The sequence below is a fragment of the Chimaeribacter coloradensis genome, from assembly GCF_002858715.1.
Classification (GTDB): domain Bacteria; phylum Pseudomonadota; class Gammaproteobacteria; order Enterobacterales; family Enterobacteriaceae; genus Chimaeribacter; species Chimaeribacter coloradensis.
This window is the reverse complement of record NZ_PJZH01000002.1, coordinates 342,852-364,715: the sequence shown is the minus strand read 5'-3', so window position 1 is coordinate 364,715 and position 21,864 is coordinate 342,852. Positions and strand designations below refer to the sequence as shown.

The window sequence follows — 21,864 nt, the reverse complement described above, 5'->3', positions numbered from 1 at the left end:
TGTGCGACATCGTTTGATGATGCTGCTGCTGGGGGTCGCCGTGATGGTGACCTCGGGATGCGGCTTTCACCTTCGCGGCACCACTCAGGTGCCGGAAGAACTGAAAACCATGATGCTGGACAGCTACGATCCCTACGGCCCGCTGACGCGGGCAGTACGTCAGCAGTTGCGGTTGAACAATGTGAACGTGGTAGAGAAGTCAGCCCGCAAGGATCTGCCTTCACTGCGCATTGTCAGCGCGACCCAGGGTCAGGATACTGTCTCGATCTTCCAGGACGGTAAAACCGCAGAGTATCAGCTGGTGATGGTAGTCAATGCCCAGGTGCTGTTGCCGGGCCATGACCTCTACCCGGTGCAGGCTAAAGTGTTCCGCTCTTTCTTTGACAACCCGCTGACGGCGTTGGCCAAAGATGCTGAGCAGGACATCATTGTACAGGAGATGCGTGAGCAGGCTGCCCAACAGCTGGTGCGCAAACTGCTGACGGTTCATGCCTCTGAAGAGGGCAAAAAGCCGCAGGTGAGCCTGAGTGATGACGGCGCGGAAAGTACCCCGCCGCTGACCACCACCGGTGCAATCCAGCCGGCCAGCGTCAACGCACAATGATTCGTCTCTATCCTGAACAACTTGCCGCGCAGCTCCGTGAGGGGCTGCGCGCTTGTTATTTATTATGCGGCAATGATCCCCTGCTGCTGCAGGAGAGTCAGGATCATATCCGTGCGGCGGCCCAGCAGGCGGGGTTCAGCGAGCACTACAGTTTTACGCTGGACAACCACACCGAATGGGACGCCATCTTCAGTATTTGCCAGGCGCTGAGCCTGTTTGCCAGCCGTCAGACGCTGATGCTGATTCTGCCTGATAACGGCCCCAACGCCGCCATCAGTGAGCAACTGCTGAAACTGACCAGCCTGCTTCACCCCGATATTCTGCTGATTCTGCGCGCCCAGCGTCTGACCAAGGGGCAGGAAAACGCCGCCTGGTTCAAAGCGCTGAGCAAAACCGGCGTCTGGGTCACCTGCCAGACACCTGAGCAGGCGCACCTGCCGCGCTGGGTGGCACAACGGGCGGCGTCCCTGAAACTGACGCTGGATGAGCCGGCCAATCAGCTGCTCTGCTACTGCTATGAGGGTAACCTGCTGGCGCTGGCACAGGCGCTTGAACGGCTTTCGCTGCTCTTCCCGGACGGCAAACTCACCCTGCCGCGTGTGGAACAGGCCGTGAACGATGCGGCCCACTTTACGCCTTACCACTGGCTGGATGCCCTGCTGGCCGGTAAGAGCAAACGTGCCTTGCATATTCTCCACCAGTTGCGGCTTGAAGAGAGCGAACCGGTGATCCTGCTACGTACGGTACAACGGGAATTGCTGTTGCTGCTGACCCTGAAACGGGCCGGTGCCTCGCAACCGCTGCGCACGCTGTTTGATCAGCATAAAGTCTGGCAGAACCGTCGCCCGCTGCTGACCCAGGCCCTGCAACGCCTCTCCCTGCCCCAGCTTCATCAGGCGGTTCAGTTACTGACCCGCGCCGAGCTGACGCTGAAGCAGGATTATGGCCAGTCAGTGTGGCCGGAGCTGGAAAGTCTCTCTCTGCTGCTGTGCGGTAAAGCCCTGCCTGCTATCTTTTATTAACTATCTTTTACTGACTGCTTTTTCGCCTGGAGACGGGTTCCCTATGCCGGACACACTCGCTGCACGCCACCTTACCTCTGTCGATGCTTTTTTTGGCGGTACTTTTGACCCGGTGCACTACGGGCACCTGAAACCTGTGGAGGCGCTGGCGCAACAGGTTGGGCTGGGCAGCGTCACGCTGCTGCCCAATAATGTTCCGCCTCACCGCCCGCAACCAGAGGCAACAGCACAGCAGCGGCTGGCGATGGTGCAACTGGCGATTGCGGATAATCCGCTTTTCCGGGTCGATGACCGGGAGCTTCAGCGCGAGACGCCCTCCTACACCATCGAGACTCTTGAAACGTTGCGTAAAGAACGTGGCGCTCATGCATCATTGGCGTTTATCATTGGTCAAGATTCATTACTTAATCTTTATAAGTGGCACCGCTGGGAGTCGCTGCTGTCTGTCTGCCATCTGCTGGTCTGCGCCCGGCCCGGTTATCGCCGGCAACTGGATACCCCGCAACTTCAGGCCTGGTTTGAGGAACATGTGGTGACCCGCGCCGCGCGGCTGGGCGAAAAGCCGGCGGGCTTTATCTATCTGGCTGATACCCCGCTGGTCAATGTCTCTGCCACCGAGATCCGGGCGCGCCGCCATGCCGGACTGGATTGCGATCATCTGCTGCCGGTGGCCGTACAACGTTATATCGATTCACAGGGTTTATATCGCGAGTAGAACACCCATGTTATACTGCGCCGCTTAATTTCGGGTGTCCGCTCAGCCAGCCTGTCTTTTTAATCAAGCTGTTGATTCCAGGGATATTTTTTGCCTGCCAACGCCCGGCCAAACACTGTCACGGCACGGGGGAAACCATCAGCCGCCGCCTTCAGGCTGCCGCGATGTGAACCCTGTCCCAAACCAACCATACCCGAGGGGGAACCTTTGCAAGGTAAAGCGCTCCAAGATTTTGTTATTGATAAAATTGATGATTTGAAAGGCCAGGACATTATCGCCCTGGATGTCACCGGCAAGTCCAGCATCACTGACTGTATGATCATCTGTACCGGCACCTCCAGCCGCCATGTGATGTCGATTGCCGGCCACGTGGTCGAAGAAGTCAAAGCTGCCGGCCTGCACACTCTGGGCGTCAAAGGCGTTAACGATGCTGACTGGGTGGTGGTTGACCTGGGTGAAGTGATTGTCCATATCATGCAGGAAGAGAGCCGCGCGCTGTACGAACTCGAAAAGCTCTGGGGCTAAAGGGTGAAGCTGCAACTGGTAGCGGTCGGCACAAAAATGCCGGACTGGGTGCAGACCGGGTTTATGGATTACCTGCGCCGTTTCCCGAAAGATATGCCGTTTGAACTGGTGGAGATCCCGGCGGGAAAACGCGGGAAAAACGCCGACATCAAGCGCATTCTGGAAAAAGAGGGCGAGCAGATGCTGGCGGCCGTCGGCAAAGGCAACCGTGTGGTGACCCTGGATATCCCCGGCACGCCGTGGGAAACCCCGCACCTGGCGCAGCAGCTGGAGCGCTGGAAGCAGGATGGCCGCGATGTCAGCCTGCTGATCGGCGGCCCGGAGGGGCTGGCACCCGCCTGCAAGGCGGCGGCGGAACAGAGCTGGTCGCTCTCACCGCTGACGTTGCCGCACCCGCTGGTCAGGGTGCTGGTGGCGGAGAGCCTCTACCGCGCCTGGAGCATTACCACCAATCATCCTTACCACCGCGAGTAAACGGTCGGTGAATGTCAGCAGAATGAACCATAAGTAGTGGGATGAAAATAGACCGTAACCCTTTTCGCGACTATTCGGCTGAATCAGCTCTGTTTGTCCGCCGCGCATTGGTGGCATTCGCAGGCATTCTGCTCCTCAGCGGCATTCTGGTCGCCAACCTCTATAATCTGCAAATCATGCGGTTTGAAGATTACCGTACCCGATCCAACGAAAACCGTATCAAGCTGGTGCCGATTGCGCCCAGCCGCGGCATTATTTATGACCGCAACGGCGTACCGCTGGCCCTGAACCGCACCATCTACCAGCTGGAGCTGGTGCCGGAAAAGGTGGATGATTTGCAGGCGGTGCTGGAACAGCTCCGCCCGGTGGTGGATCTCACGGATGAGGACATCGCCAACTTCCAGAAAGAGCGCAAGCGCTCGCGCCGCTTCACCTCCATCGCCGTTAAACCGGCGCTGACCGAGGTGCAGGTGGCCCGCTTTGCCGTGAACCAGTTCCGTTTCCCGGGCGTGGAAGTCAAAGGCTACCAGCGCCGCTACTACCCCTATAATTCTGCCCTGACCCATGTCATCGGCTATGTGTCGAAAATTAACGATCGTGACGTTGAACGGCTGGATAAAGCCGGCATTTTGCCGAACTACGCCGCCACGCATGACATCGGTAAACTCGGCATTGAACGCTATTATGAAGATGTGCTGCACGGTAAAACCGGCTATGAAGAGGTTGAGGTCAACAACCGCGGCCGGGTGATCCGCCAGTTACATGAACAGGCACCGCAGGCGGGTAAAGACATCTACCTGACGCTGGATCTGAGCCTGCAAACCTATATCGAAAAGCTGCTGGCCGGCAGCCGTGCCGCCGTGGTGGTGACCGACCCGCGTGACGGCGGCATCCGCGCGCTGGTCTCCAACCCCAGCTACGACCCGAACCTGTTTGTCGACGGCATCTCCAGCAAAGATTACAAAGCCCTGCTGGAAGACCCGAACAAACCGCTGATCAACCGTGCCACGCAGGGCGTTTACCCCCCGGCGTCAACGGTTAAACCCTATATTGCCGTGTCGGCCCTGACGGCAGGCGTGATTACCCGCAATACCAGCCTGTTTGACCCCGGCTGGTGGCAACTGCCCGGTTCAGAAAAACGCTTCCGTGACTGGAAAAAGTGGGGCCACGGCCGCCTGAATGTGACCCGCTCGCTGGAGGAGTCCGCGGACACCTTCTTCTACCAGGTCGCGTACGATATGGGCATCGACCGTCTCTCCGAGTGGATGACCAAATTCGGTTACGGCCACTACAGCGGCATCGACCTCTCCGAAGAGCGTGCCGGTAACATGCCGAACCGTGAATGGAAGTTTAAACGCTTTAAAAAACCGTGGTATCAGGGCGATACCATCCCGGTCGGCATCGGCCAGGGCTACTGGACCGCCACCCCGGTGCAGATGATCAAAGCGATGATGATCCTGATTAACGACGGTACCATCAAAACCCCGCACCTGCTGCAAAGCACCCAGGTGGACGGCAAGCAGGTGCCTTATGTGCAGGAAGAGAACGGCCATATTGGTGACATTCACTCCGGCTACTGGGAAATTGCCAAAGACGGTATGTACGGCGTCGCCAACCGGCCAAACGGCACGGCGCGTAAAAGCTTCGCGGACGCCCCTTACCGGGCGGCGGCCAAGTCCGGTACGGCACAGGTGTTCGGCCTGCGCGAAAACGAGACCTATAACGCCCATAAAATTGCCGAGCGGCTGCGTGACCATAAGCTGATGACCGCGTTTGCCCCGTATGACAAGCCGACGGTCGCGGTGATCGTCATTCTGGAGAACGGCGGGGCCGGGCCGGCCGTGGGGACCATTACCCGCCAGATCCTCGACCACATCCTGCTGGGTGATAACAATACAGAGTTGCCGGATGCCGCCCCGCTGCCGCCCGGCACAGAAGGTGAATAAGGTAAACCATGACTGAGAGCCAACAAAAAGGCGCCTGGTGGACGAAGTTCCACATCGACATGCCGCTGCTGCTGGTGATCATGGCGCTGCTGGCCTACAGCGCGTTCGTGATCTGGAGCGCCAGCGGCCAGGACATGGGCATGATGGAGCGAAAAATCGGCCAGATTGCCATGGGCCTGGTCATCATGCTGGTCATGGCGCAGATTCCGCCGCGCGTGTACGAAAGCTGGGCCCCCTACCTCTATTTTGTCTGTGTGATTTTGCTGGTGATGGTGGATGCCTTCGGCCAGATCAGTAAAGGCGCACAGCGCTGGCTCGACCTGGGGGTGATACGTTTCCAGCCCTCGGAGATCGCCAAAATCGCCGTGCCGCTGATGGTGGCCCGCTTTATTAACCGTGATGTCTGCCCGCCCTCTCTGAAAAATACCGGCATTGCGCTGGTGCTGATCTTCCTGCCGACGCTGCTGGTGGCGGCCCAGCCAGACCTGGGCACCGCGATCCTGATCGCGGCATCCGGCCTGTTTGTGCTGTTCCTCTCCGGCATGAGCTGGAAACTGATTGGTGTGGCAGCGGTGCTGGTGGCGGCCTTTATCCCGGTGCTCTGGTTCTTCCTGATGCACGACTACCAGCGTGACCGCGTCATGATGCTGCTTGACCCGGAATCCGACCCGCTTGGGGCCGGGTACCATATCATCCAGTCAAAAATCGCCATCGGCTCGGGCGGGTTATCAGGGAAAGGCTGGCTGCACGGCACCCAGTCGCAGCTTGAGTTTCTGCCGGAGCGCCACACCGACTTTATTTTTGCCGTGCTGGCCGAGGAGCTGGGGCTGGTGGGCGTGCTGGTGCTGCTGGCCCTCTACCTCTGCCTGATCATGCGCGGGCTGGTGATTGCCGCCAAAGCGCAGACCACCTTTGGCCGGGTCATGGCCGGCGGGCTGATGCTGATTCTGTTTGTCTATGTATTCGTTAATATCGGCATGGTGAGTGGTATTCTGCCGGTGGTCGGCGTGCCGTTGCCGCTGGTGAGTTATGGCGGGTCGGCGCTAATTGTTCTGATGGCCGGGTTTGGTATCGTGATGTCGATACATACTCATCGCAAAATGTTGTCTAAAAATTTATAAGAGGTGAGCAATGCGTAAACAGTGGCTATGGGTAGGCATCACGGGGGCGCTGTTAAGCGCCTGTACGCTGGAAGCCCCCCAACAGCAGGCGGTGCCGCAGCAACAGCCGGCCTATTCCGGCCCGGTCGAAGAGATCGGCGGGGCGGAGCCGCAGTATGAACCGTACAGCGCCACCGCCAATCAGGATTACAACGTCAACGGCAAAAACTACGCCATTGAGCGCAATCCGCAAAACTTCAGCCAGACCGGGCTGGCCATCGCCTATGACGCCGAAGCGAACGGCAATACCACGGCCACCGGGGAAACCTTTGACCCGAACGCGCTGAGCGCGGCCCACCCTACCCTGCCGATCCCAAGTTATGTGCGGGTGACTAACCTCAGCAACGGGCGGCGCATCGTCGTGCGCATCAACGATCGCGGCCCGTTCCAGCAGGGCCGGGTGATCGGCCTCTCCAGGGCAGCCGCGGAACGTCTGAACATCTCCAACAACACCAAAGTGAAAGTCGACTTCATCAACGTCGCGCAGGACGGCACGCTGTCTGGGCCGGGCACTATCGGCACCACCATCGCCAAACAGAGCTACGCCCTGCCGACGCGCCCTGACCTCGGCACCAGCGGCCTTGGTACGCCGGTGCAAGGCACCACGGCCCCGGTCGACGCCCCGGTGCGGGCGATCGACAACAGCGCCCTGAGTGACGGTAATATGGCCGGCGGCACCAGCTCCCCGGGCAACGCCCGCGGGGGGTTCCTGAACGCACCGGGCCCGGTGCCGCAAGGGATTCTGGAGAGTGATGAACCGGCAGTGCCGGTGGCCGCTGCGGTCAGTGCCCCGGCGGTGGTCAGCGCGCCGGCGGCAGTCTCCGCCCCCGCTACGCAAGGCGGCGGTTATATGGTACAGGTAGGGGCGCTGAGCGACGCCGCACGGGCGCAGAGTTTCCAGCAGAGCCTGAGTCAGCGCTTCGGCGTGCCGGGCAAAGTCAGCCCCGGCAGCGGGGTTTACCGGGTGCAGCTCGGCCCCTTCAGCAGCCGCCAGCAGGCCGGTATGATCCAACAGCGGCTGGCGAGTGAAGCGCAACAACAGTCGTTTATTACTGCGTTGCCCGCCGGGCAATAGCCTCTGCGGCCCGGCGTTTAATCAGGATTAACCTGGCTTTATCTATAAGGTAAATCTATGTAAACGCCGGTCACCCTCTTGATTGGCTGATGCCTGAAGATCTTGCATCTGCTATAGTGTGGCACGTTTTTTAACTTACTTTCACGGATGTTGTAGTCCCGATCATGAAACCTGTAACTACCTCGCGTTTACTGAAGAGCATTACTCTCGGCACCGTCCTGGCACTTGGCGTGACCTCCGTCGCCAAAGCCGACGACGTTAATCTCAAGACGATGATCCCTGGCGTGCCGCAGATTGATGCGGAAGCCTACGTCCTGATCGACTACAACTCCGGGAAAGTGCTGGCGGAAATGAACGCCGATGCCCGCCGCAACCCGGCCAGCCTGACCAAAATGATGACCAGTTATGTCATCGGCCAGGCGATCAAGGCAGGCAAAATTACGCCGACCGATGTGGTCACCATCGGCAAAGATGCCTGGGCTACCGGTAACCCGGAGTTCAAAGGCTCCTCCCTGATGTTCCTGAAGCCGGGCGACCGCGTGCCGGTGTCCGAGCTGAACCGCGGCATTATTCTGCAATCCGGCAATGACGCCTGTGTGGCGATGGCGGATTACGTAGCCGGCAGCCAGGACGCCTTCGTCGGCCTGATGAACAACTACGTGAAGGCGCTCGGCCTGCAAAATACCCAGTTCAAGACCGTACACGGCCTGGACGCTGACGGCCAGTTCAGCTCTGCGCGTGACATGGCGCTGATTGGCCAGGCCCTGATCCGTGACGTGCCGGACGAATACGCGACCTATCACGAAAAAGAGTTCACCTTTAACAAAATCCGCCAGGTTAACCGTAATGGCCTGCTGTGGGACACCAGCCTGAATGTGGACGGCATTAAAACCGGCCACACCGACGCCGCAGGCTATAACCTGGTGGCTTCCGCGACGGAAGGCCAGATGCGCCTGATCTCCGCCGTGCTGGGCGGCCATACCTATAAAGGCCGTGAAACCGAAAGTAAAAAACTGCTGACCTGGGGCTTCCGCTTCTTCGAGACCGTCTCGCCTCTGAAAGCGGGCAAAGAGTTTGCGTCAGAACCGGTCTGGTTCGGTGATACCGACCGCGTAGAGCTGGGCGTAGACAAAGATCTCTACCTGACCATTCCCCGTGGCCGCATGAAAGATCTGAAAGCCAGCTATGTGCTGACTACCCCGGAAATCCATGCGCCGCTGGCGAAAAACCAGGTCGTGGGCAGCATCAATTTCCAGCTTGACGGCAAAACCATCGACCAGCGCCCGCTGGTGGTACTGAATGAAGTGAAAGAAGGCGGGTTCGTCGGCCGCCTGATCGATTACATCAAGCTGATGTTCCATCACTGGTTCGGCTAAGCCCTTGCAAGCGGGCCTCTTGCCCCCATATTATGTTCAATCGTTAACTCCCGCCGCGGCGGGAGTTATACTTTCTACTCCCTTCCGATTTTTCTGGAGCACACATGAAAACCAAACTGAACGAACTGCTCGAATTCCCCTGCTCATTCACCTACAAAGTGATGGGCCTGGCGCAACCCGAGCTGGTTGACCAGGTGATTGAAGTGGTGCAACGCCATGCTCCGGGCGACTATTCACCGCAGGTGAAGCCGAGCAGCAAAGGTAACTACCACTCCGTCTCTATCACCATTACCGCGACCCACATTGACCAGGTGGAAACGCTGTATGAAGAGCTGGGCAATATCGAGATTGTCCGGATGGTGCTGTAACCCCCGCCACAGAATGGAATCAGCATGGCTGGCAGGTGCGCAGGCCGCTGGTTATACTACTGCAATAATTTCTTTACTTTGTGATGACTGATTTGCAACACAATAACCTGATCGTACGGCAGCTCGGCCTGCAACCCTACCCGCTGGTCTCAGAAGCCATGCATACGTTTACGAATCGCCGCGATGACGGCAGCGCGGATGAAGTCTGGCTGGTGGAACACCCCCCGGTTTTTACTCAGGGGCAGGCCGGTAAGGCGGAACATGTGCTGATGCCGGGCGACATTCCGGTCATCCAGAGCGATCGCGGCGGCCAGGTGACCTACCACGGGCCGGGCCAGCAGGTGATGTATGTGCTGCTGGATATCAAGCGCAATAAAATGGGCGTGCGCCAGCTGGTCACGGCCCTTGAAGAGACCGTTGTTCAGACGCTGGCGCATTTTGATGTGGCAGCCCATGCCCGGCCTGATGCACCTGGGGTCTATGTCGGTGAGCAGAAGATCTGTTCACTGGGTTTGAGAATCCGTAAAGGGTGCTCTTTTCATGGCCTGGCGCTGAATATTGCGATGGATCTTGCGCCGTTCCTGCGTATTAACCCCTGTGGGTATGCCGGTATGCAGATGACCCAACTCAGCGCGCTTCGCCCGGGTGTGACCGTAGCCGATGTACAGCCGGTATTGTTACGCCGCTTTGCCGATCTCACCGGATATAACACGCTGGATCAACAGCAGTGGGATGCTAATAATTACCTTTAAATATCAATAAAAAGAAAAAATATATAACACCTGTCAATATAAAATGGCGATCACGAATTAAATCGCCACTTTATACTAAATTAAGTTATAGTTAACCCTGTAAGCGTGCTTACGGGGTACGCCTACAAGGAATAGCACCGGTGAGACAAAACAGCACTTAACACTTAATAGTGAGATGATTTTATGGATGAAAACAATATATCTGCCAGCCTTAATAAATTAAGAAACATTGACCTCAACTTGTTAACAGTTTTTGAGGCGGTTTATTTACATAAAGGTATTGTTAATGCCGCCAAGGCGTTAAATCTCACCCCGTCTTCGATTAGCCAATCTATCCAGAAGCTTCGTAATACCTTTCCTGACCCTTTGTTTATCCGCTCCGGCAAAGGGATAACCCCTACCGCCTACGCGAAGAACCTGCATAACCACATCAGCGAGGGGCTGGGCGCAATCATCACCGGGCTGGATTTCAGTCAGGACATCCATAAAACACGCTTTATCACGGTCAGCTGCCGCCCGCATATCGGCTGTGAAGTGCTCCCGCGCATTTATCAGGAGCTGGTCAAGGCCAACCCTAATTACGTCCTCAAACATCAGGATATGCAGGATAATTACGACGCGTTAAACCAGTTCAATGCGGATATTGTGATTGATGCCAAAGCGATATATAGCAAATCTATTGTTGGCGTTAAAATATTCTCGGAGAAAATTGTTTGTATCTGCCATCGCCACCATCCGCGCATCACAGACTATTTATCATTAGAAAATGCTGTTCAGGAGAAATTTACTTTCCTGGAGATTAACGATCTTTTACTCCGGCAGCAGAAGCAGTCTCTCGACATGAACGAATTTAACCGTAATTTTGCATTTACTACTTACAGCTCTCTGAACATTCTTAACATCGTGGCCGGCAGCGAGCTGGTTGGCTTTGTTCCTGAAAGCCTGTATGAGATGTATAAACGCGCCTACCCTGTTAAAAAAGTACAGAGTGAATTTACGTTCGGCAATCTGGATATTTACCTTTACTACAACCGGGCCTCGAAAAAAGATAAGACGCTGATGCAGCTCATCAACACCATCATCACGTCATTCAGCGGTGACAACATCACCTACCTTGAGCCGCCGTCAGAAGCCACCCTGTAAGTGGGGCTTTTTTTTGCCGATAGCGTGGGCGAGTGGGCAAAGCACGAATAAATAACATTTTTACAACACAATTTTCCGCCTCGCCCATGCCGCTATCCATCTGATTTAACATGATAAACAAGCCAATCTTTCTGTTTTCCTTTCCAAAACTCTATTAAAATGCCTAAAAATCCACCAACCCAGCCTCTCAAAAACGATTCAAGGGCTGAATGCCTTAAGGTAAAAGTGATATAATTTTGGAATAATTTTCAAATTTATTTGATTAAAAATGTAGTTCGTTGAATTCACTGGCCTTCCTGCCTGGAAAGCGTCAAAACTGGAACCTGCACGACTATGAGTAAACCAATTCAGATGGAACGCGGTGTCAAATACCGTGATGCGGACAAGATGGCCCTGATTCCGGTGAAAACAGTGGTCACCGAACGCCAGGAGCTGTTGCGCAAACCCGAGTGGATGAAAATCAAACTTCCTGCGGATTCCAGCCGGATACAGGGCATTAAAGCCGCCATGCGTAAAAATGGCCTGCACTCCGTGTGTGAGGAGGCGTCCTGCCCGAACCTGTCAGAATGCTTCAACCACGGCACGGCGACCTTTATGATCCTGGGTGCCATCTGTACCCGCCGCTGCCCGTTCTGTGACGTGGCCCACGGCCGCCCCTTGACGCCGGATGCCAATGAACCGGCGAAACTGGCCCAGACCATTGCCGACATGGGCTTGCGCTATGTGGTCATCACGTCGGTAGACCGTGACGACCTGCGTGACGGCGGCGCTCAGCATTTTGCGGACTGTATCAGCGCGATCCGTGAGAAAAACCCGACCATTAAAATTGAGACATTGGTGCCGGACTTCCGCGGCCGGATGGATCGCGCACTGGAGATCCTGAACGCGACCCCGCCGGATGTGTTCAACCATAACCTCGAAAACGTGCCGCGCGTCTACCGCCAGGTACGCCCGGGTGCGAACTATGAGTGGTCACTTAAACTGCTGGAGCAGTTCAAAGCGCTCCACCCGGAGATCCCGACCAAATCGGGGCTGATGGTGGGCCTGGGTGAAACCAACGCGGAAATCGTTGAAGTGATGCGTGATTTGCGTCGCCACGGGGTTACGATGCTGACGCTCGGCCAATATCTGCAGCCAAGCCGCCACCATTTACCGGTACAGCGTTACGTCAGCCCGGCCGAATTTGATGAGATGAAAGAAGAAGCGCTGGCGATGGGCTTTACCCACGCCGCTTGCGGGCCGTTCGTCCGCTCTTCTTATCATGCGGACTTGCAGGCAAAAGGTATCGAAGTGAAGTAACCGCTTTTCCCGCAGGGGAAAAGAAACACTTTGTTACTTAATTATCGCTGGACACACGAAAAACGGATGTTCTCACGAGCATCCGTTTTTTTACGTACCTGTCGCCGCACGCCGGTGGCTGCGGCAGGCAACGTTACTCTTTGCTTTCTACACGCGGTGCGGCGGTGCTCTCTTCAGCGGTCGCTTTTGCCGGCGCAGTGTCGTCACTCATGGCTTTTTTGAAGCCTTTCAACGCTGCACCTAAATCGCCACCCAAAGTACGCAGTTTACTGGTGCCGAACAGCAGCACAATAAGAACGCCCACCACCAACAATTTCGTAATACTGATACCTTCCATACACACCTTCTCATTTATCTAACATGCTGCGTGAATCAGCAGAAAACAGCGATGGCCCATTTACTGTCATTCCGGGCGGCAACTCAATGACAATATGTAACAGATTAAGATTTTCTCAGACTTTCCACTCATCCACCAACAGCGGCCGGACGAAACGTTGATTCTCCAGCACCGGCAGGATCTGGCGTACCTGCGCCAGCCGTGCCCTGTCCAGCTCGGCAAAGATCAGGGCCGGCTCCTCCGCCGCGTGGGCTATCGCCATGCCCATGGGGTCAACCACCAGGCTGTTGCCGATATTACGCCCGCCGCAGGCGCTGACCCCGATCAGATAACAGGTATTTTCCAGCGCCCGCGTGGTGGTCAGCATTTCCCAATGTTTCTCTTTCAACGGGCCTTTGACCCAGGCTGACGGGGCCACCAGCACCTCTGCGCCATCCATCACCAGCCGGCGCGCCATATCGGGAAACCGTAAGTCGTAGCAGGTCATCAGCCCCACCTTAAACCCTGCCACGTCCAGCAACGGAGGCACCTCATTGCCCGGCTTAACATTTTTCGACTCTTTCATTTCCCAGGCATCGTACAGGTGGAGCTTATGATAATGCGCAACCAGCTCGCCATCGCGTATCACCACCAGCACGTTGTAGACCAGCCCATCGCCGCTGGGAATATGCATGCCGGCAACGGTAGTCAGCGTTGTGCCGCGGCTGGCCGACAACAGCCGGTTAACAAAGGGGCCATCCAGCGGCTGGGCAAGACGCAGCACGGCGTCAGCCTGGCTGCCGTCCTGGGCCATGCAGGCCTCCGGTAACACCAGTAACGCGGCCCCGGCCTGCACTGACCGGGCCATCAGGATCTGGCAGGTTTCGGCATTGTTCTGCCATTGAGGAGAGATGACGAACTGACCCAGGGCAACCTTCATGTTTTACTCCTTTCTGGAACGGACAGGATGGCAGCGTACTGATGCGCTTACCCGCTACGCCACATTGCCTCACACGGGCGCTTAAGTATAAGAACAGATCCTGGGGCCCCTGCAAAGTACGCGCTTTTTTATGCAGTAAGATGACGGGCCGGATGAAAATAGGCTACGCTTGCGCACGATCGACCGTACGACTTGCTGCACGCTTTGCCGCAGTGTGGAGATGGCATTCCTCCTTAACCGCCCCCAGGGCTGATGATGCCTGCGCCACGGCTTAGCCGGTGCGTGGGATCACGCCTGCTACGCCCCTTTTTCTTTTATTCAGACAGGTTTCTTATGTTCGCAACACTTCTTGCCGTATTTATTGGTGGTGGCCTTGGCAGTGTCACACGCTGGTACGTCAGTATGAAAATGAACCCCCTCTCTGCCGTGCTGCCGCTCGGTACCTTGACCGTGAATCTGGTGGGGGCGTTTATCATCGGGTTGGGCATCGCGGCCTTTGCCCGGCTGACGCACATTGACCCGGTATGGAAAATGTTAATTACCACCGGTTTTTGCGGCGGCTTGACCACCTTCTCAACCTTCTCGCTGGAAGTGGTCTATCAGCTGCAAGAGGGCAGGCTGGCCGCCGCCGGCCTGAACCTGCTGCTTAATCTGGCCGGTTCGCTGCTGATGACCAGCCTGGCCTTTCTGATCGTCAGCGGGTACAGCGCGCGCTGACCGGCGGAAGGAGAAGAGCCTTAATGTTTCCTTCATCTTGGTTGAGGATAATCAGCCTGCATACGTTCTTATGGAGACGCTGATGATGTTCACCCTGCCAAAAAATCCCGTTGAATGCCTGACCCTGATGTTTTGTCTGGCAGTGGTCGCCGGCTTTCTCTATCAATACCTCTATTAACTGCCCCTGTGCACTTGCCGGCGGCACCGCTTTTCCGGTGTGCCGGCACGGCGCTTCCTGCCTCCCCTGCCCGCCCCCGCCCGTGTATAACCGGTAATTTGTTATTTCCCTGTGTAATTTAATGGCATACAATTCACTGTGAACGTTCGTTCTCATTTGCCTGCAAATGTTGCCCCGGCATGAGAGTACCTTGCCACTTTTGACCCGGAACATGTGATGAATCAGCCGCTTAATAAAGAAGAGCGTGCCCGTTTACGGCGCGATCAAATTATTACTGCTGCACGCATTTGCTTTCGCAATCATGGTTTTCATGGGGCGGGCATGGCGGAGATCGCTCAGATGTCAGCCCTGAGCGTGGGGCAAATCTACCGTTATTTCACCAATAAAGATGCCATTATCGAAGAGATCGTCCGCCGCATTGTGGAAACGAAAGTGAACCATATGCAGTTTAAAAAAGGCGATCTACAGGAGACGGCGGCCATGCTGTCACACCGGTTAATGGCAGGTGACCCACAGGAACAGGAAATTGACCACGCACTGATGCTGGAAGTGGCCGCAGAAGCCACCCGCAATCCCACGGTCGCCCGCATCCTGCGGGAGGCAGATGACAAACTCTTTGGTGAAGCAATGGATATGCTGACCGGAATACGGCCTGACCTGAACCAGGCGCAGCTCGCCGTGTGGGTTGAATTTATGGCGGTGATGTGTGAAGGCACGGCGTTTCGCAGGCTGAACCATCAGAAAGCCAATCCTTCGTTACTTAATACGTTTTATCTGGCGCTATTTACTACACATTTACCTGCTTCGGAAGACTCATGAGTAAACACATCGCCCGCCAGCGCTTAGGTTATGCGCTGGCTTTAGGATCCCTGGCCGCCCTCGGCCCTCTGTGTACCGATCTTTACCTGCCAGCCCTGCCGCAACTCTCCGTTGAACTGCACAGTGCCACCGCGCTGACCCAGCTGAGCCTGACCGCAGGCCTGTTTGGGCTGGGGCTGGGGCAGCTGATCTTCGGCCCCCTGAGTGACACCCTGGGCCGGATGCGGCCACTGCTGTTCTCTCTGCTATTGTTGCTTTGTGCATCAGTCTGGTGCGCCCTCGCGCCGGACATCCACCAGCTGATTGCCGCCCGCCTGTTGCAGGGGCTGGCAGGGGCCGGGGGGGCGGTGCTCTCCCGGGCCATCGCCCGCGATCTCTATGCCGGGCATGAGCTCACCCGTTTCTTTGCACTGCTTATGCTGGTGAATGGGCTCGCCCCCATTCTGGCACCGGTGCTGGGCGGCGGGCTGATGAGCATCATGGACTGGCGCGGGATCTTTGTGGTACTGGCAGCGGTGGCCGCGGCTCTGATGATTGTTGCACGCTGGCGATTGCATGAAACGCTGCCGGCAGAGCGCCGTGCCCAGGGTGGGGTGGGCTCCCTGCTGAGGAACCTGGGCCAGTTGCTGTGTCAGCGCCAGTTTATGGGCCTCTGCCTGACGCAAGGGTGTGTGACTGCGGGCATGTTTGCCTATATCGGTGCGTCTCCTTTTGTCCTGCAAGAGATCTACCACCTCACGCCACAGATGTTCAGTTTTTGCTTTGCGCTTAACGGCATTGGGCTGGTCATTGCCGCCCAGCTATCTACCCGCCTGAGCCTGGTCTGGGGTGAACTGAAGGTCGTGAAACTGGGCCTGACAATTGCAGCCACCTCTTCCCTGTTGTTGATGATTGCCGGTTACCTTCACGCACCGTTATTTATGTTGCTGGTGCCCCTGTTCTTCTCCGTATTTACCATTGGGGTAGTCGGGCCGAACGCCTCATCTCTGGCGATGCAGTCGCAGGGTAAAAGCGCCGGCAGTGCCTCTGCGTTAATTGGCATGACGATGTTTACCCTGGGCGCGATCAGCGTGCCGCTCACCGGGTTAAACGGAACGTCAGCCTTTTCAATGGCGTACACCATATTCGGCTGTTACCTGCTGGCGATCCTCTGTTTTACGCTGTTGGTGCGCAAACCCGCCGCATGACGGCCAGCGCGAACTTACAGACATAAAAAAACCCGCCGAGGCGGGTTTTTTCAGAATTGGGGCGATTAGATCGCAACAACGTTAGCGGCTGACGGGCCTTTGGCACCGTTAGTGATTTCGAACTCTACACGCTGACCTTCAGCGAGGGTTTTGAAACCATTGCTGGAGATAGCGGAGAAGTGTACGAATACATCTTTACTGCCATCTTCAGGAGTAATGAAACCAAAGCCTTTGGACTCATTGAACCACTTAACGTTACCTTTAATCTTAGACATCAAACTTACCTTTACGTGAATGAAAGACACAAAACGTGTGTCGGGTAACAGTACAGCAATTAGGCGGAGGTTTGTCCAGCGGCAGAAGTGGATAAAGCGATAAATGTCGCAAATTTCTACTTTAGCCCTTTTTTAATACAAAAAACGCTGGACGGTAGTGCTTCTCTATTGGCGCTTTTTATAAACAGGCTATATTCCTCTTCTGGCGCAAAACACTTGTTTTTTTACGTTATTTTCTGCAGTTAACTCTTTGTAATAGCTGAGTTATTATTTTATTGCTATGCATTCTGCCTTTTCACCCCCCTTTTATTGCCTGTATTAATCACTGTCAATTGTTGAGCATGCAAATACATAACAAGCTAATCATTTAAATTCTATATATTTCTTTTTTCAGAAAAGCTTTTTTCACACATTTCTTTAATCGACTACATCTATCACTTTTATTGACCAATTTTTACATTCCTTGAGCGCCTCTCTCTGTGCATTTTTTTGCAAAAAACAGCCTTTCTCTGAGGGAATCCGATATGTGATCCCCGTCACCTCTCCGCCAGCCTTAAATATACGCCGCATAAATTGATTATAAATCAATTCATTACCAAATAATCCACGAGTAACCTCCAAAACTACTGGTTGCTAAACCACTATTATTGATGGATAGGACTATTCTTAGAAGAAATTACATTCTTTAATCTCATTTTTTAGAATGCATTATCAGTTTGTATAGTTTATATTCACGCTCCGTTACGCCATCGTGTACGATTAATCCTAATTTTCATTGCGAGACTGAGCATCATGAATAGCCATCAGCACGTTATCAAGCAACAGCAGCAGCAGCCCGTTTTCAACGTCGACTCTGTCAGCCGCCCTGTCGCCTGGAAATTGATCCTGGGTGGGTGTGCACTGTTCTGGGTCGCAGTGATTGCCCTGTTCTGCCAGATTTTCTGACACGTCAGCGCAGACGTGTCGTTCAGGCTGCTCCGTTTTCTTTAGCCTGCCCTGAAAGGTGATGCACCTTTGCCTGGGGAAATGAAAAACAGCCTGCTTATGCTGAGCCCTGGCCACCACGCCTCTTTGTGCCGCCTTCAGCCGCAGCAGTAACAGGAGCATTACTGGGTTTGATGTTTTTCCCGGTAGAATCTCTCTTCTCCTCCCGCAGTCCGTCGTGACAACACTGTTAAGATATAACCCTTTGTATTATAAAAATTAATACAAGGGCGGGCCTGTATTTAGCCGAAATGTGTCTCAATATTCAGATTTGCGTTAGCAGAGAAAAGGTTGCGTAAAGCGCCTTGAGCGCTTCTGTGAGAACGCGTTTGATAAGGGGGCCGGGCGATGTTGCGCGGTTATGGAGGTTATTATGAAAAAGATCTGTTTAACGGCTGCCGGCCTGCTGGCACTGGCTCTTTCTGCATCCAGCCTCTCTGCCCAGGCCGCCCCCACAGAAAATGCGCATGATGCGCCGCCCTCTGTGATGGAAGGAAAAGGGCCGCGGGGCGGTTTCCCAGGTAGTTTGCCCCCTGGTGCGATGCCGCCCCCGATGATCCCGCTTTATCAGGCGTCGATGCAAACAGACAACCCGGCAGAAGGCCTGAATAAATTGCTCTCGGCCATGCCGCAAAAAAGCGGCGGCCATTATGAAGTCCGGGTCGCCGTGGTTGAACTGCCCCCTGCCCCCGCGCCGGCCGCTGCACATTGATCTCAAGCCCCGCAAGGGGCTTTTTACTTTTATCCTGCCCTATACGATAACCACATGCATACCGCGCTGGGCTAATGCCTGGTGATCGTCACTGCCGATGCCGCTGTCTGTAATCACGGTATCGATCTGCGCCAGAGGCAGTACCTGGTTAAACCCGCGCCGGCCAAATTTTGAGGCATCCGTTACCGCAATGACCCGCGCGGCCGCTTTTGCCATCACGCCGCTGATAGAGTAACCCTCGTTGAAGGTCGTAATACCATTCACGGCATCCAGGCCATCCGCGCCCACAAACATCAGGTTTGCTGAAATCCCCTGTAATGCTGACTCCGCCACGGTACCGTGCATTGACCGGGTTTTATGCCGCAGCGTTCCGCCACAGATCACCAGCGTAATATCCTTGTTTTCCGACAGCACAAACGCCGCAGGCAGGTTGTTGGTAATAATGGTGATGTCTTCCCGGTTTACCAGCTCTTCAGCAATCAGCATCGTGGTGCTGCCGCTGTCGAGAATGACCGTATCCCCCGCCCTGACCATCGCGGCGGCAGCCTGGGCAATGCGCTTTTTAGGGTCCTTCGCCAGCCGGTAACGATCTTCAAGCACCACCTCAACGGCCTCCTTGCCTGCCTCATTCAGCAGGTTGTCCACGGCATCCCCCGGTCTGGCTGCGCCACCGTGAAAACGCAGCACCATGCCCCGCTCCTCCAGCAAGCGAAGATCCGAGCGGATCGTCACCTCTGACACATCGAAAGCGTCTGAAAGCTCAGCGACCAGCACGGTGCCCTGCTGATTGACCAGGTCAACTATTTTATGGCGTCTTTCATAAGAATTCATAATATCCAGCCTGATTTTCCATAGTCCCGCTAGTGTAAACAAACAGCATATGAAAGGGGAGAAAAATTTTTACGCCCCTGTTACTGCGCTCTTCATCCCCCTTTTACCAAAACCTCACCGTCGAAAAATCCACTTCTATTTTCTTTAAAATCAAAACATAAACCTGAGTGATATGAGTAAAGCATTTATTCATCAGCCTTTTGATTTAACCCGGCTCTCCAAGGGGTATCATGCGGAGCAGTTCGAAAATAGCCCGTGTAAAAGAAAGAAAACGCAAAAATAAATACGATCCTCATCACGAATCAAACAGGGCAGGATTGCGGAGAATACGAAATAAACCGATTGTTATTCGAAAACAAACGGAGAATAACAATGAAAGATATTATCCAGCAACACAAGCAGGGCGACGCAGTCGGGATCTGTTCCGTCTGCTCTGCACACCCGTGGGTTATTGAAGCCGCGCTGCGTTTTGATCTTACCAGCCATCGTAAAGTGCTGATCGAAGCCACCTCTAATCAGGTTAACCAGTTCGGCGGCTACACCGGCATGACGCCCGGGGCGTTCCGTGATGCGGTGCTGACGCAGGCCCGGCAGATCGGTTTTCCGGCATCACGGCTGATTCTCGGTGGTGATCACCTTGGCCCGAACTGCTGGCAGCATGAACCTGCCGAAACAGCGATGCAGAAAGCGGAAGCGCTGATAGCCGCCTATGTGAGTGCCGGGTTCAGCAAGATCCATCTCGATGCCTCCATGTCCTGCGCGGATGATCCGGTCCCCTTACCTCCTGCCGTGGTGGCGGAACGCGCGGCCCGGCTCTGTCGTGCAGCCGAAGCCGCAGCAACCCCGGCACAGCAACAGGCGCTGACCTATGTCATCGGCACGGAAGTGCCGGTGCCGGGAGGTGAAGCCACCGCCATTGAACAGGTGCATATCACAACCCCGGAAGATGCCGCCGACACCCTGCGGCTGCACTATCAGGCATTTGAACGGGCCGGCCTTCAGGCGGCGCTTCCCCGCATCATCGCCCTGGTGGTGCAACCGGGCGTGGAATTCGATCACACCCGGGTAGTGCATTACCAGCCTGAGGCAGCCCGGGCGCTGACGCATTTTATTACCACTACCCCCCTGGTCTACGAGGCGCACTCCACCGATTACCAGACGCCGCACGCCTACCGGCAGTTGGTTCAGGATCATTACGCCATCCTGAAAGTAGGCCCGGCACTGACGTTTACCCTGCGTGAGGCGGTATTTGCGCTGGCCGCCATGGAGCAGACCCTGGTTGCCGCGGAATCACGCAGCCAGATTCTGGCGGTGGTTGACGGCGTCATGCTGGATGAACCGCATTATTGGAAAAAATACTATCACCCAACTTTCAGCCGGGCGCTGGTTGACCTGCATTTCAGCCTGTCAGACCGCATCCGTTACTACTGGACCCATCCGCGTATTCAGGCCGCACTGGAGACGCTGCTTACCAACCTGGAGCAGACCGAGATCCCACTTGGCCTGCTCAGCCAGTACCTGCCGGTGCAGTTCCAGCGCGTATTGTCCGGCGATCTCACCGCCGCCCCCCATGCCCTGATTATTGACAAAATCCAGGACGTCCTCCGCGCCTACCGTTTTGGCTGTGCGCCGGGCAGCGCCCTGAATGAGGAGAGCCGTCATGCAGCCGTTTGACCTCTTCGTAAAGTCCGGCCTTCATTTTGCTGATGCCACCCAGGCGCTGGAGCATATCGGGCAGGAAATGCTCGCCCGCGGCGTGGTCAATGCGGGTTACCCCGCTGCGTTGCTGGCGCGTGAAGCCCAGTTCCCGACCGGCATTGCATTAGACAAACACGCCGTCGCCATTCCGCACTGCGGCGCAGAACATGCCTGCCGCCCGGCCCTTTACCTGATTCGCCCGGCACAGCCGGTGCCGTTCCAGCAGGCGGATGACGAAGGTTCCCTCGCCGTCTCCCTGATTATCGCGCTGATTGTGACAGACCCTCAGCAGCAGCTGGTTTTGCTGCGCACGCTGTTTGGCCAGTTACAGGACCCCGATTTTCTGGATGCGTTATTAGCCGCCCCGGATGAGGCACTGGGCGAGCTGTTCCGCCAGCGGCTGTTTTCACAGCCCGCCTCACCAGCTTCTTCACATCAACAACAGCAAGGAGTTCCTTCATGAAAAGAAAAATTATTGTGGCCTGTGGCGGCGCGGTAGCGACATCGACGCTGGCCGCTGAAGAGATCAAAGAGTTATGCGCAGCGCACCATATTCAGCTTGATCTGGTGCAGTGCCGGGTAACGGAGATCGAAACCTATATGGACGGGGCCGATCTGATCTGTACCACCGCCAAAGTAGATCGTCAGTTCGGTACCATTCCGGTGGTACACGGTATGCCCTTTGTGTCAGGTGTCGGTATTGACGCACTGAAACAGAAGATCTTGATGCTGCTGCAGGAGTAATCGC

Annotated in this window: 25 protein-coding genes and 1 riboswitch; of the genes, 20 read left to right on the top strand and 5 right to left on the bottom strand. The window is 55.7% G+C overall.

Annotated elements, in window-relative coordinates:
- Position 1: 1 nt before the first annotated feature.
- The 13 genes from lptE (at position 2) to lipA (ending at position 12,459) form a co-directional block, all read left to right on the top strand.
- Positions 2 to 604 (top strand): LPS assembly lipoprotein LptE, encoded by a 603-nt coding sequence (lptE, locus tag CYR32_RS03990; RefSeq protein WP_101822797.1) that lies wholly within the window; start codon positions 2 to 4, stop codon positions 602 to 604.
- A complete protein-coding gene (gene holA / locus CYR32_RS03985) occupies positions 601 to 1,626 on the top strand; it encodes a DNA polymerase III subunit delta (protein WP_101822795.1) in 1,026 nt (341 codons plus the stop codon). The genes lptE and holA overlap by 4 nt, the downstream gene beginning before the upstream one ends.
- A gap of 43 nt (positions 1,627 to 1,669) precedes the next feature.
- Positions 1,670 to 2,341, top strand: a complete 672-nt coding sequence (nadD, locus tag CYR32_RS03980) for a nicotinate-nucleotide adenylyltransferase (protein ID WP_175578799.1) — start codon at positions 1,670 to 1,672, stop codon at positions 2,339 to 2,341.
- A gap of 207 nt (positions 2,342 to 2,548) precedes the next feature.
- Positions 2,549 to 2,866, top strand: a complete 318-nt coding sequence (gene rsfS / locus CYR32_RS03975) for a ribosome silencing factor (RefSeq protein WP_101822791.1) — start codon at positions 2,549 to 2,551, stop codon at positions 2,864 to 2,866.
- Positions 2,867 to 2,869: 3 nt separating this feature from the next.
- Entirely contained in the window at positions 2,870 to 3,340 is a 471-nt protein-coding gene (gene rlmH / locus CYR32_RS03970; RefSeq protein ID WP_101822789.1) for a 23S rRNA (pseudouridine(1915)-N(3))-methyltransferase RlmH, read from the top strand.
- Between the two features lie 41 nt (positions 3,341 to 3,381).
- Positions 3,382 to 5,286 carry a peptidoglycan DD-transpeptidase MrdA gene (gene mrdA, locus CYR32_RS03965; protein ID WP_101822787.1) on the top strand — a complete coding sequence of 635 codons (1,905 nt, stop codon included), beginning with the start codon at positions 3,382 to 3,384 and terminating at the stop codon, positions 5,284 to 5,286.
- 8 nt (positions 5,287 to 5,294) lie between these two features.
- Positions 5,295 to 6,407 (top strand): peptidoglycan glycosyltransferase MrdB, encoded by a 1,113-nt coding sequence (mrdB, locus tag CYR32_RS03960; RefSeq protein WP_101822785.1) that lies wholly within the window; start codon positions 5,295 to 5,297, stop codon positions 6,405 to 6,407.
- A 10-nt stretch (positions 6,408 to 6,417) separates the two neighbouring features.
- The gene (gene rlpA / locus CYR32_RS03955) at positions 6,418 to 7,521 is read left to right on the top strand and encodes an endolytic peptidoglycan transglycosylase RlpA (RefSeq protein ID WP_101822783.1); all 1,104 of its coding nucleotides are present in this window, start codon (positions 6,418 to 6,420) and stop codon (positions 7,519 to 7,521) included.
- A gap of 164 nt (positions 7,522 to 7,685) precedes the next feature.
- Positions 7,686 to 8,897 (top strand): D-alanyl-D-alanine carboxypeptidase DacA, encoded by a 1,212-nt coding sequence (gene dacA / locus CYR32_RS03950; RefSeq protein ID WP_101822780.1) that lies wholly within the window; start codon positions 7,686 to 7,688, stop codon positions 8,895 to 8,897.
- A gap of 104 nt (positions 8,898 to 9,001) precedes the next feature.
- Positions 9,002 to 9,265, top strand: coding sequence for a DUF493 family protein YbeD (ybeD, locus tag CYR32_RS03945; protein ID WP_072926340.1), 264 nt, complete (start codon positions 9,002 to 9,004; stop codon positions 9,263 to 9,265).
- Between the two features lie 83 nt (positions 9,266 to 9,348).
- A complete protein-coding gene (gene lipB, locus CYR32_RS03940) occupies positions 9,349 to 10,017 on the top strand; it encodes a lipoyl(octanoyl) transferase LipB (RefSeq protein ID WP_165698178.1) in 669 nt (222 codons plus the stop codon).
- A 183-nt stretch (positions 10,018 to 10,200) separates the two neighbouring features.
- Positions 10,201 to 11,160: a YbeF family transcriptional regulator gene (locus CYR32_RS03935; protein WP_101822778.1), complete on the top strand. Its 960-nt coding sequence runs from the start codon at positions 10,201 to 10,203 to the stop codon at positions 11,158 to 11,160.
- A 333-nt stretch (positions 11,161 to 11,493) separates the two neighbouring features.
- The gene (lipA, locus tag CYR32_RS03930; RefSeq protein ID WP_101822776.1) at positions 11,494 to 12,459 is read left to right on the top strand and encodes a lipoyl synthase; all 966 of its coding nucleotides are present in this window, start codon (positions 11,494 to 11,496) and stop codon (positions 12,457 to 12,459) included.
- Between the two features lie 133 nt (positions 12,460 to 12,592).
- Here the strand turns inward: lipA and tatE are convergent, their stop codons facing one another.
- Complete coding sequence (gene tatE / locus CYR32_RS03925; RefSeq protein ID WP_101822774.1) at positions 12,593 to 12,796, bottom strand: twin-arginine translocase subunit TatE; 204 nt, start codon at positions 12,794 to 12,796, stop codon at positions 12,593 to 12,595.
- Positions 12,797 to 12,911: 115 nt separating this feature from the next.
- Positions 12,912 to 13,715, bottom strand: coding sequence for a deaminated glutathione amidase (locus CYR32_RS03920; protein ID WP_101822772.1), 804 nt, complete (start codon positions 13,713 to 13,715; stop codon positions 12,912 to 12,914).
- Between the two features lie 207 nt (positions 13,716 to 13,922).
- Positions 13,923 to 13,984, top strand: a riboswitch (Fluoride riboswitch).
- Between the two features lie 64 nt (positions 13,985 to 14,048).
- Here CYR32_RS03920 and crcB point away from each other — a divergent pair.
- The 3 genes from crcB (at position 14,049) to CYR32_RS03905 (ending at position 16,616) form a co-directional block, all read left to right on the top strand.
- Positions 14,049 to 14,432: a fluoride efflux transporter CrcB gene (crcB, locus tag CYR32_RS03915; RefSeq protein WP_101822770.1), complete on the top strand. Its 384-nt coding sequence runs from the start codon at positions 14,049 to 14,051 to the stop codon at positions 14,430 to 14,432.
- 394 nt (positions 14,433 to 14,826) lie between these two features.
- Positions 14,827 to 15,429: a TetR/AcrR family transcriptional regulator gene (locus tag CYR32_RS03910; protein WP_101822768.1), complete on the top strand. Its 603-nt coding sequence runs from the start codon at positions 14,827 to 14,829 to the stop codon at positions 15,427 to 15,429.
- Positions 15,426 to 16,616, top strand: a complete 1,191-nt coding sequence (locus CYR32_RS03905) for a multidrug effflux MFS transporter (RefSeq protein ID WP_101822766.1) — start codon at positions 15,426 to 15,428, stop codon at positions 16,614 to 16,616. Before CYR32_RS03910 ends, CYR32_RS03905 begins: the two co-directional genes overlap by 4 nt.
- 65 nt (positions 16,617 to 16,681) lie before the next feature.
- On the opposite strand, the gene cspE is transcribed toward CYR32_RS03905, so the two are convergent.
- Together cspE and CYR32_RS03895 are read right to left on the bottom strand one after the other, a co-directional pair.
- Positions 16,682 to 16,891, bottom strand: a complete 210-nt coding sequence (gene cspE, locus CYR32_RS03900; protein WP_139300255.1) for a transcription antiterminator/RNA stability regulator CspE — start codon at positions 16,889 to 16,891, stop codon at positions 16,682 to 16,684.
- Positions 16,892 to 17,656: 765 nt separating this feature from the next.
- Complete coding sequence (locus CYR32_RS03895) at positions 17,657 to 17,998, bottom strand: hypothetical protein (protein ID WP_101822765.1); 342 nt, start codon at positions 17,996 to 17,998, stop codon at positions 17,657 to 17,659.
- 250 nt (positions 17,999 to 18,248) lie between these two features.
- On the opposite strand from CYR32_RS03895, the gene CYR32_RS03890 reads away from it, so the two are divergent.
- Positions 18,249 to 18,587, top strand: coding sequence for a hypothetical protein (locus tag CYR32_RS03890; protein WP_101822763.1), 339 nt, complete (start codon positions 18,249 to 18,251; stop codon positions 18,585 to 18,587).
- A 39-nt stretch (positions 18,588 to 18,626) separates the two neighbouring features.
- Here CYR32_RS03890 and CYR32_RS03885 read toward each other — a convergent pair whose 3' ends face one another.
- Positions 18,627 to 19,418 (bottom strand): DeoR/GlpR family DNA-binding transcription regulator, encoded by a 792-nt coding sequence (locus CYR32_RS03885; protein WP_101822761.1) that lies wholly within the window; start codon positions 19,416 to 19,418, stop codon positions 18,627 to 18,629.
- A 372-nt stretch (positions 19,419 to 19,790) separates the two neighbouring features.
- On the opposite strand from CYR32_RS03885, the gene gatZ reads away from it, so the two are divergent.
- From gatZ to gatB, 3 genes are read left to right on the top strand one after another with little or no spacing between them, the layout of a single operon-like run.
- A complete protein-coding gene (gene gatZ, locus CYR32_RS03880; protein ID WP_101822759.1) occupies positions 19,791 to 21,092 on the top strand; it encodes a tagatose-bisphosphate aldolase subunit GatZ in 1,302 nt (433 codons plus the stop codon).
- Entirely contained in the window at positions 21,079 to 21,579 is a 501-nt protein-coding gene (gatA, locus tag CYR32_RS03875; RefSeq protein WP_101822757.1) for a PTS galactitol transporter subunit IIA, read from the top strand. The genes gatZ and gatA overlap by 14 nt, the downstream gene beginning before the upstream one ends.
- Positions 21,576 to 21,860: a PTS galactitol transporter subunit IIB gene (gene gatB / locus CYR32_RS03870; RefSeq protein ID WP_101822755.1), complete on the top strand. Its 285-nt coding sequence runs from the start codon at positions 21,576 to 21,578 to the stop codon at positions 21,858 to 21,860. The genes gatA and gatB overlap by 4 nt, the downstream gene beginning before the upstream one ends.
- Positions 21,861 to 21,864: the final 4 nt, after the last annotated feature.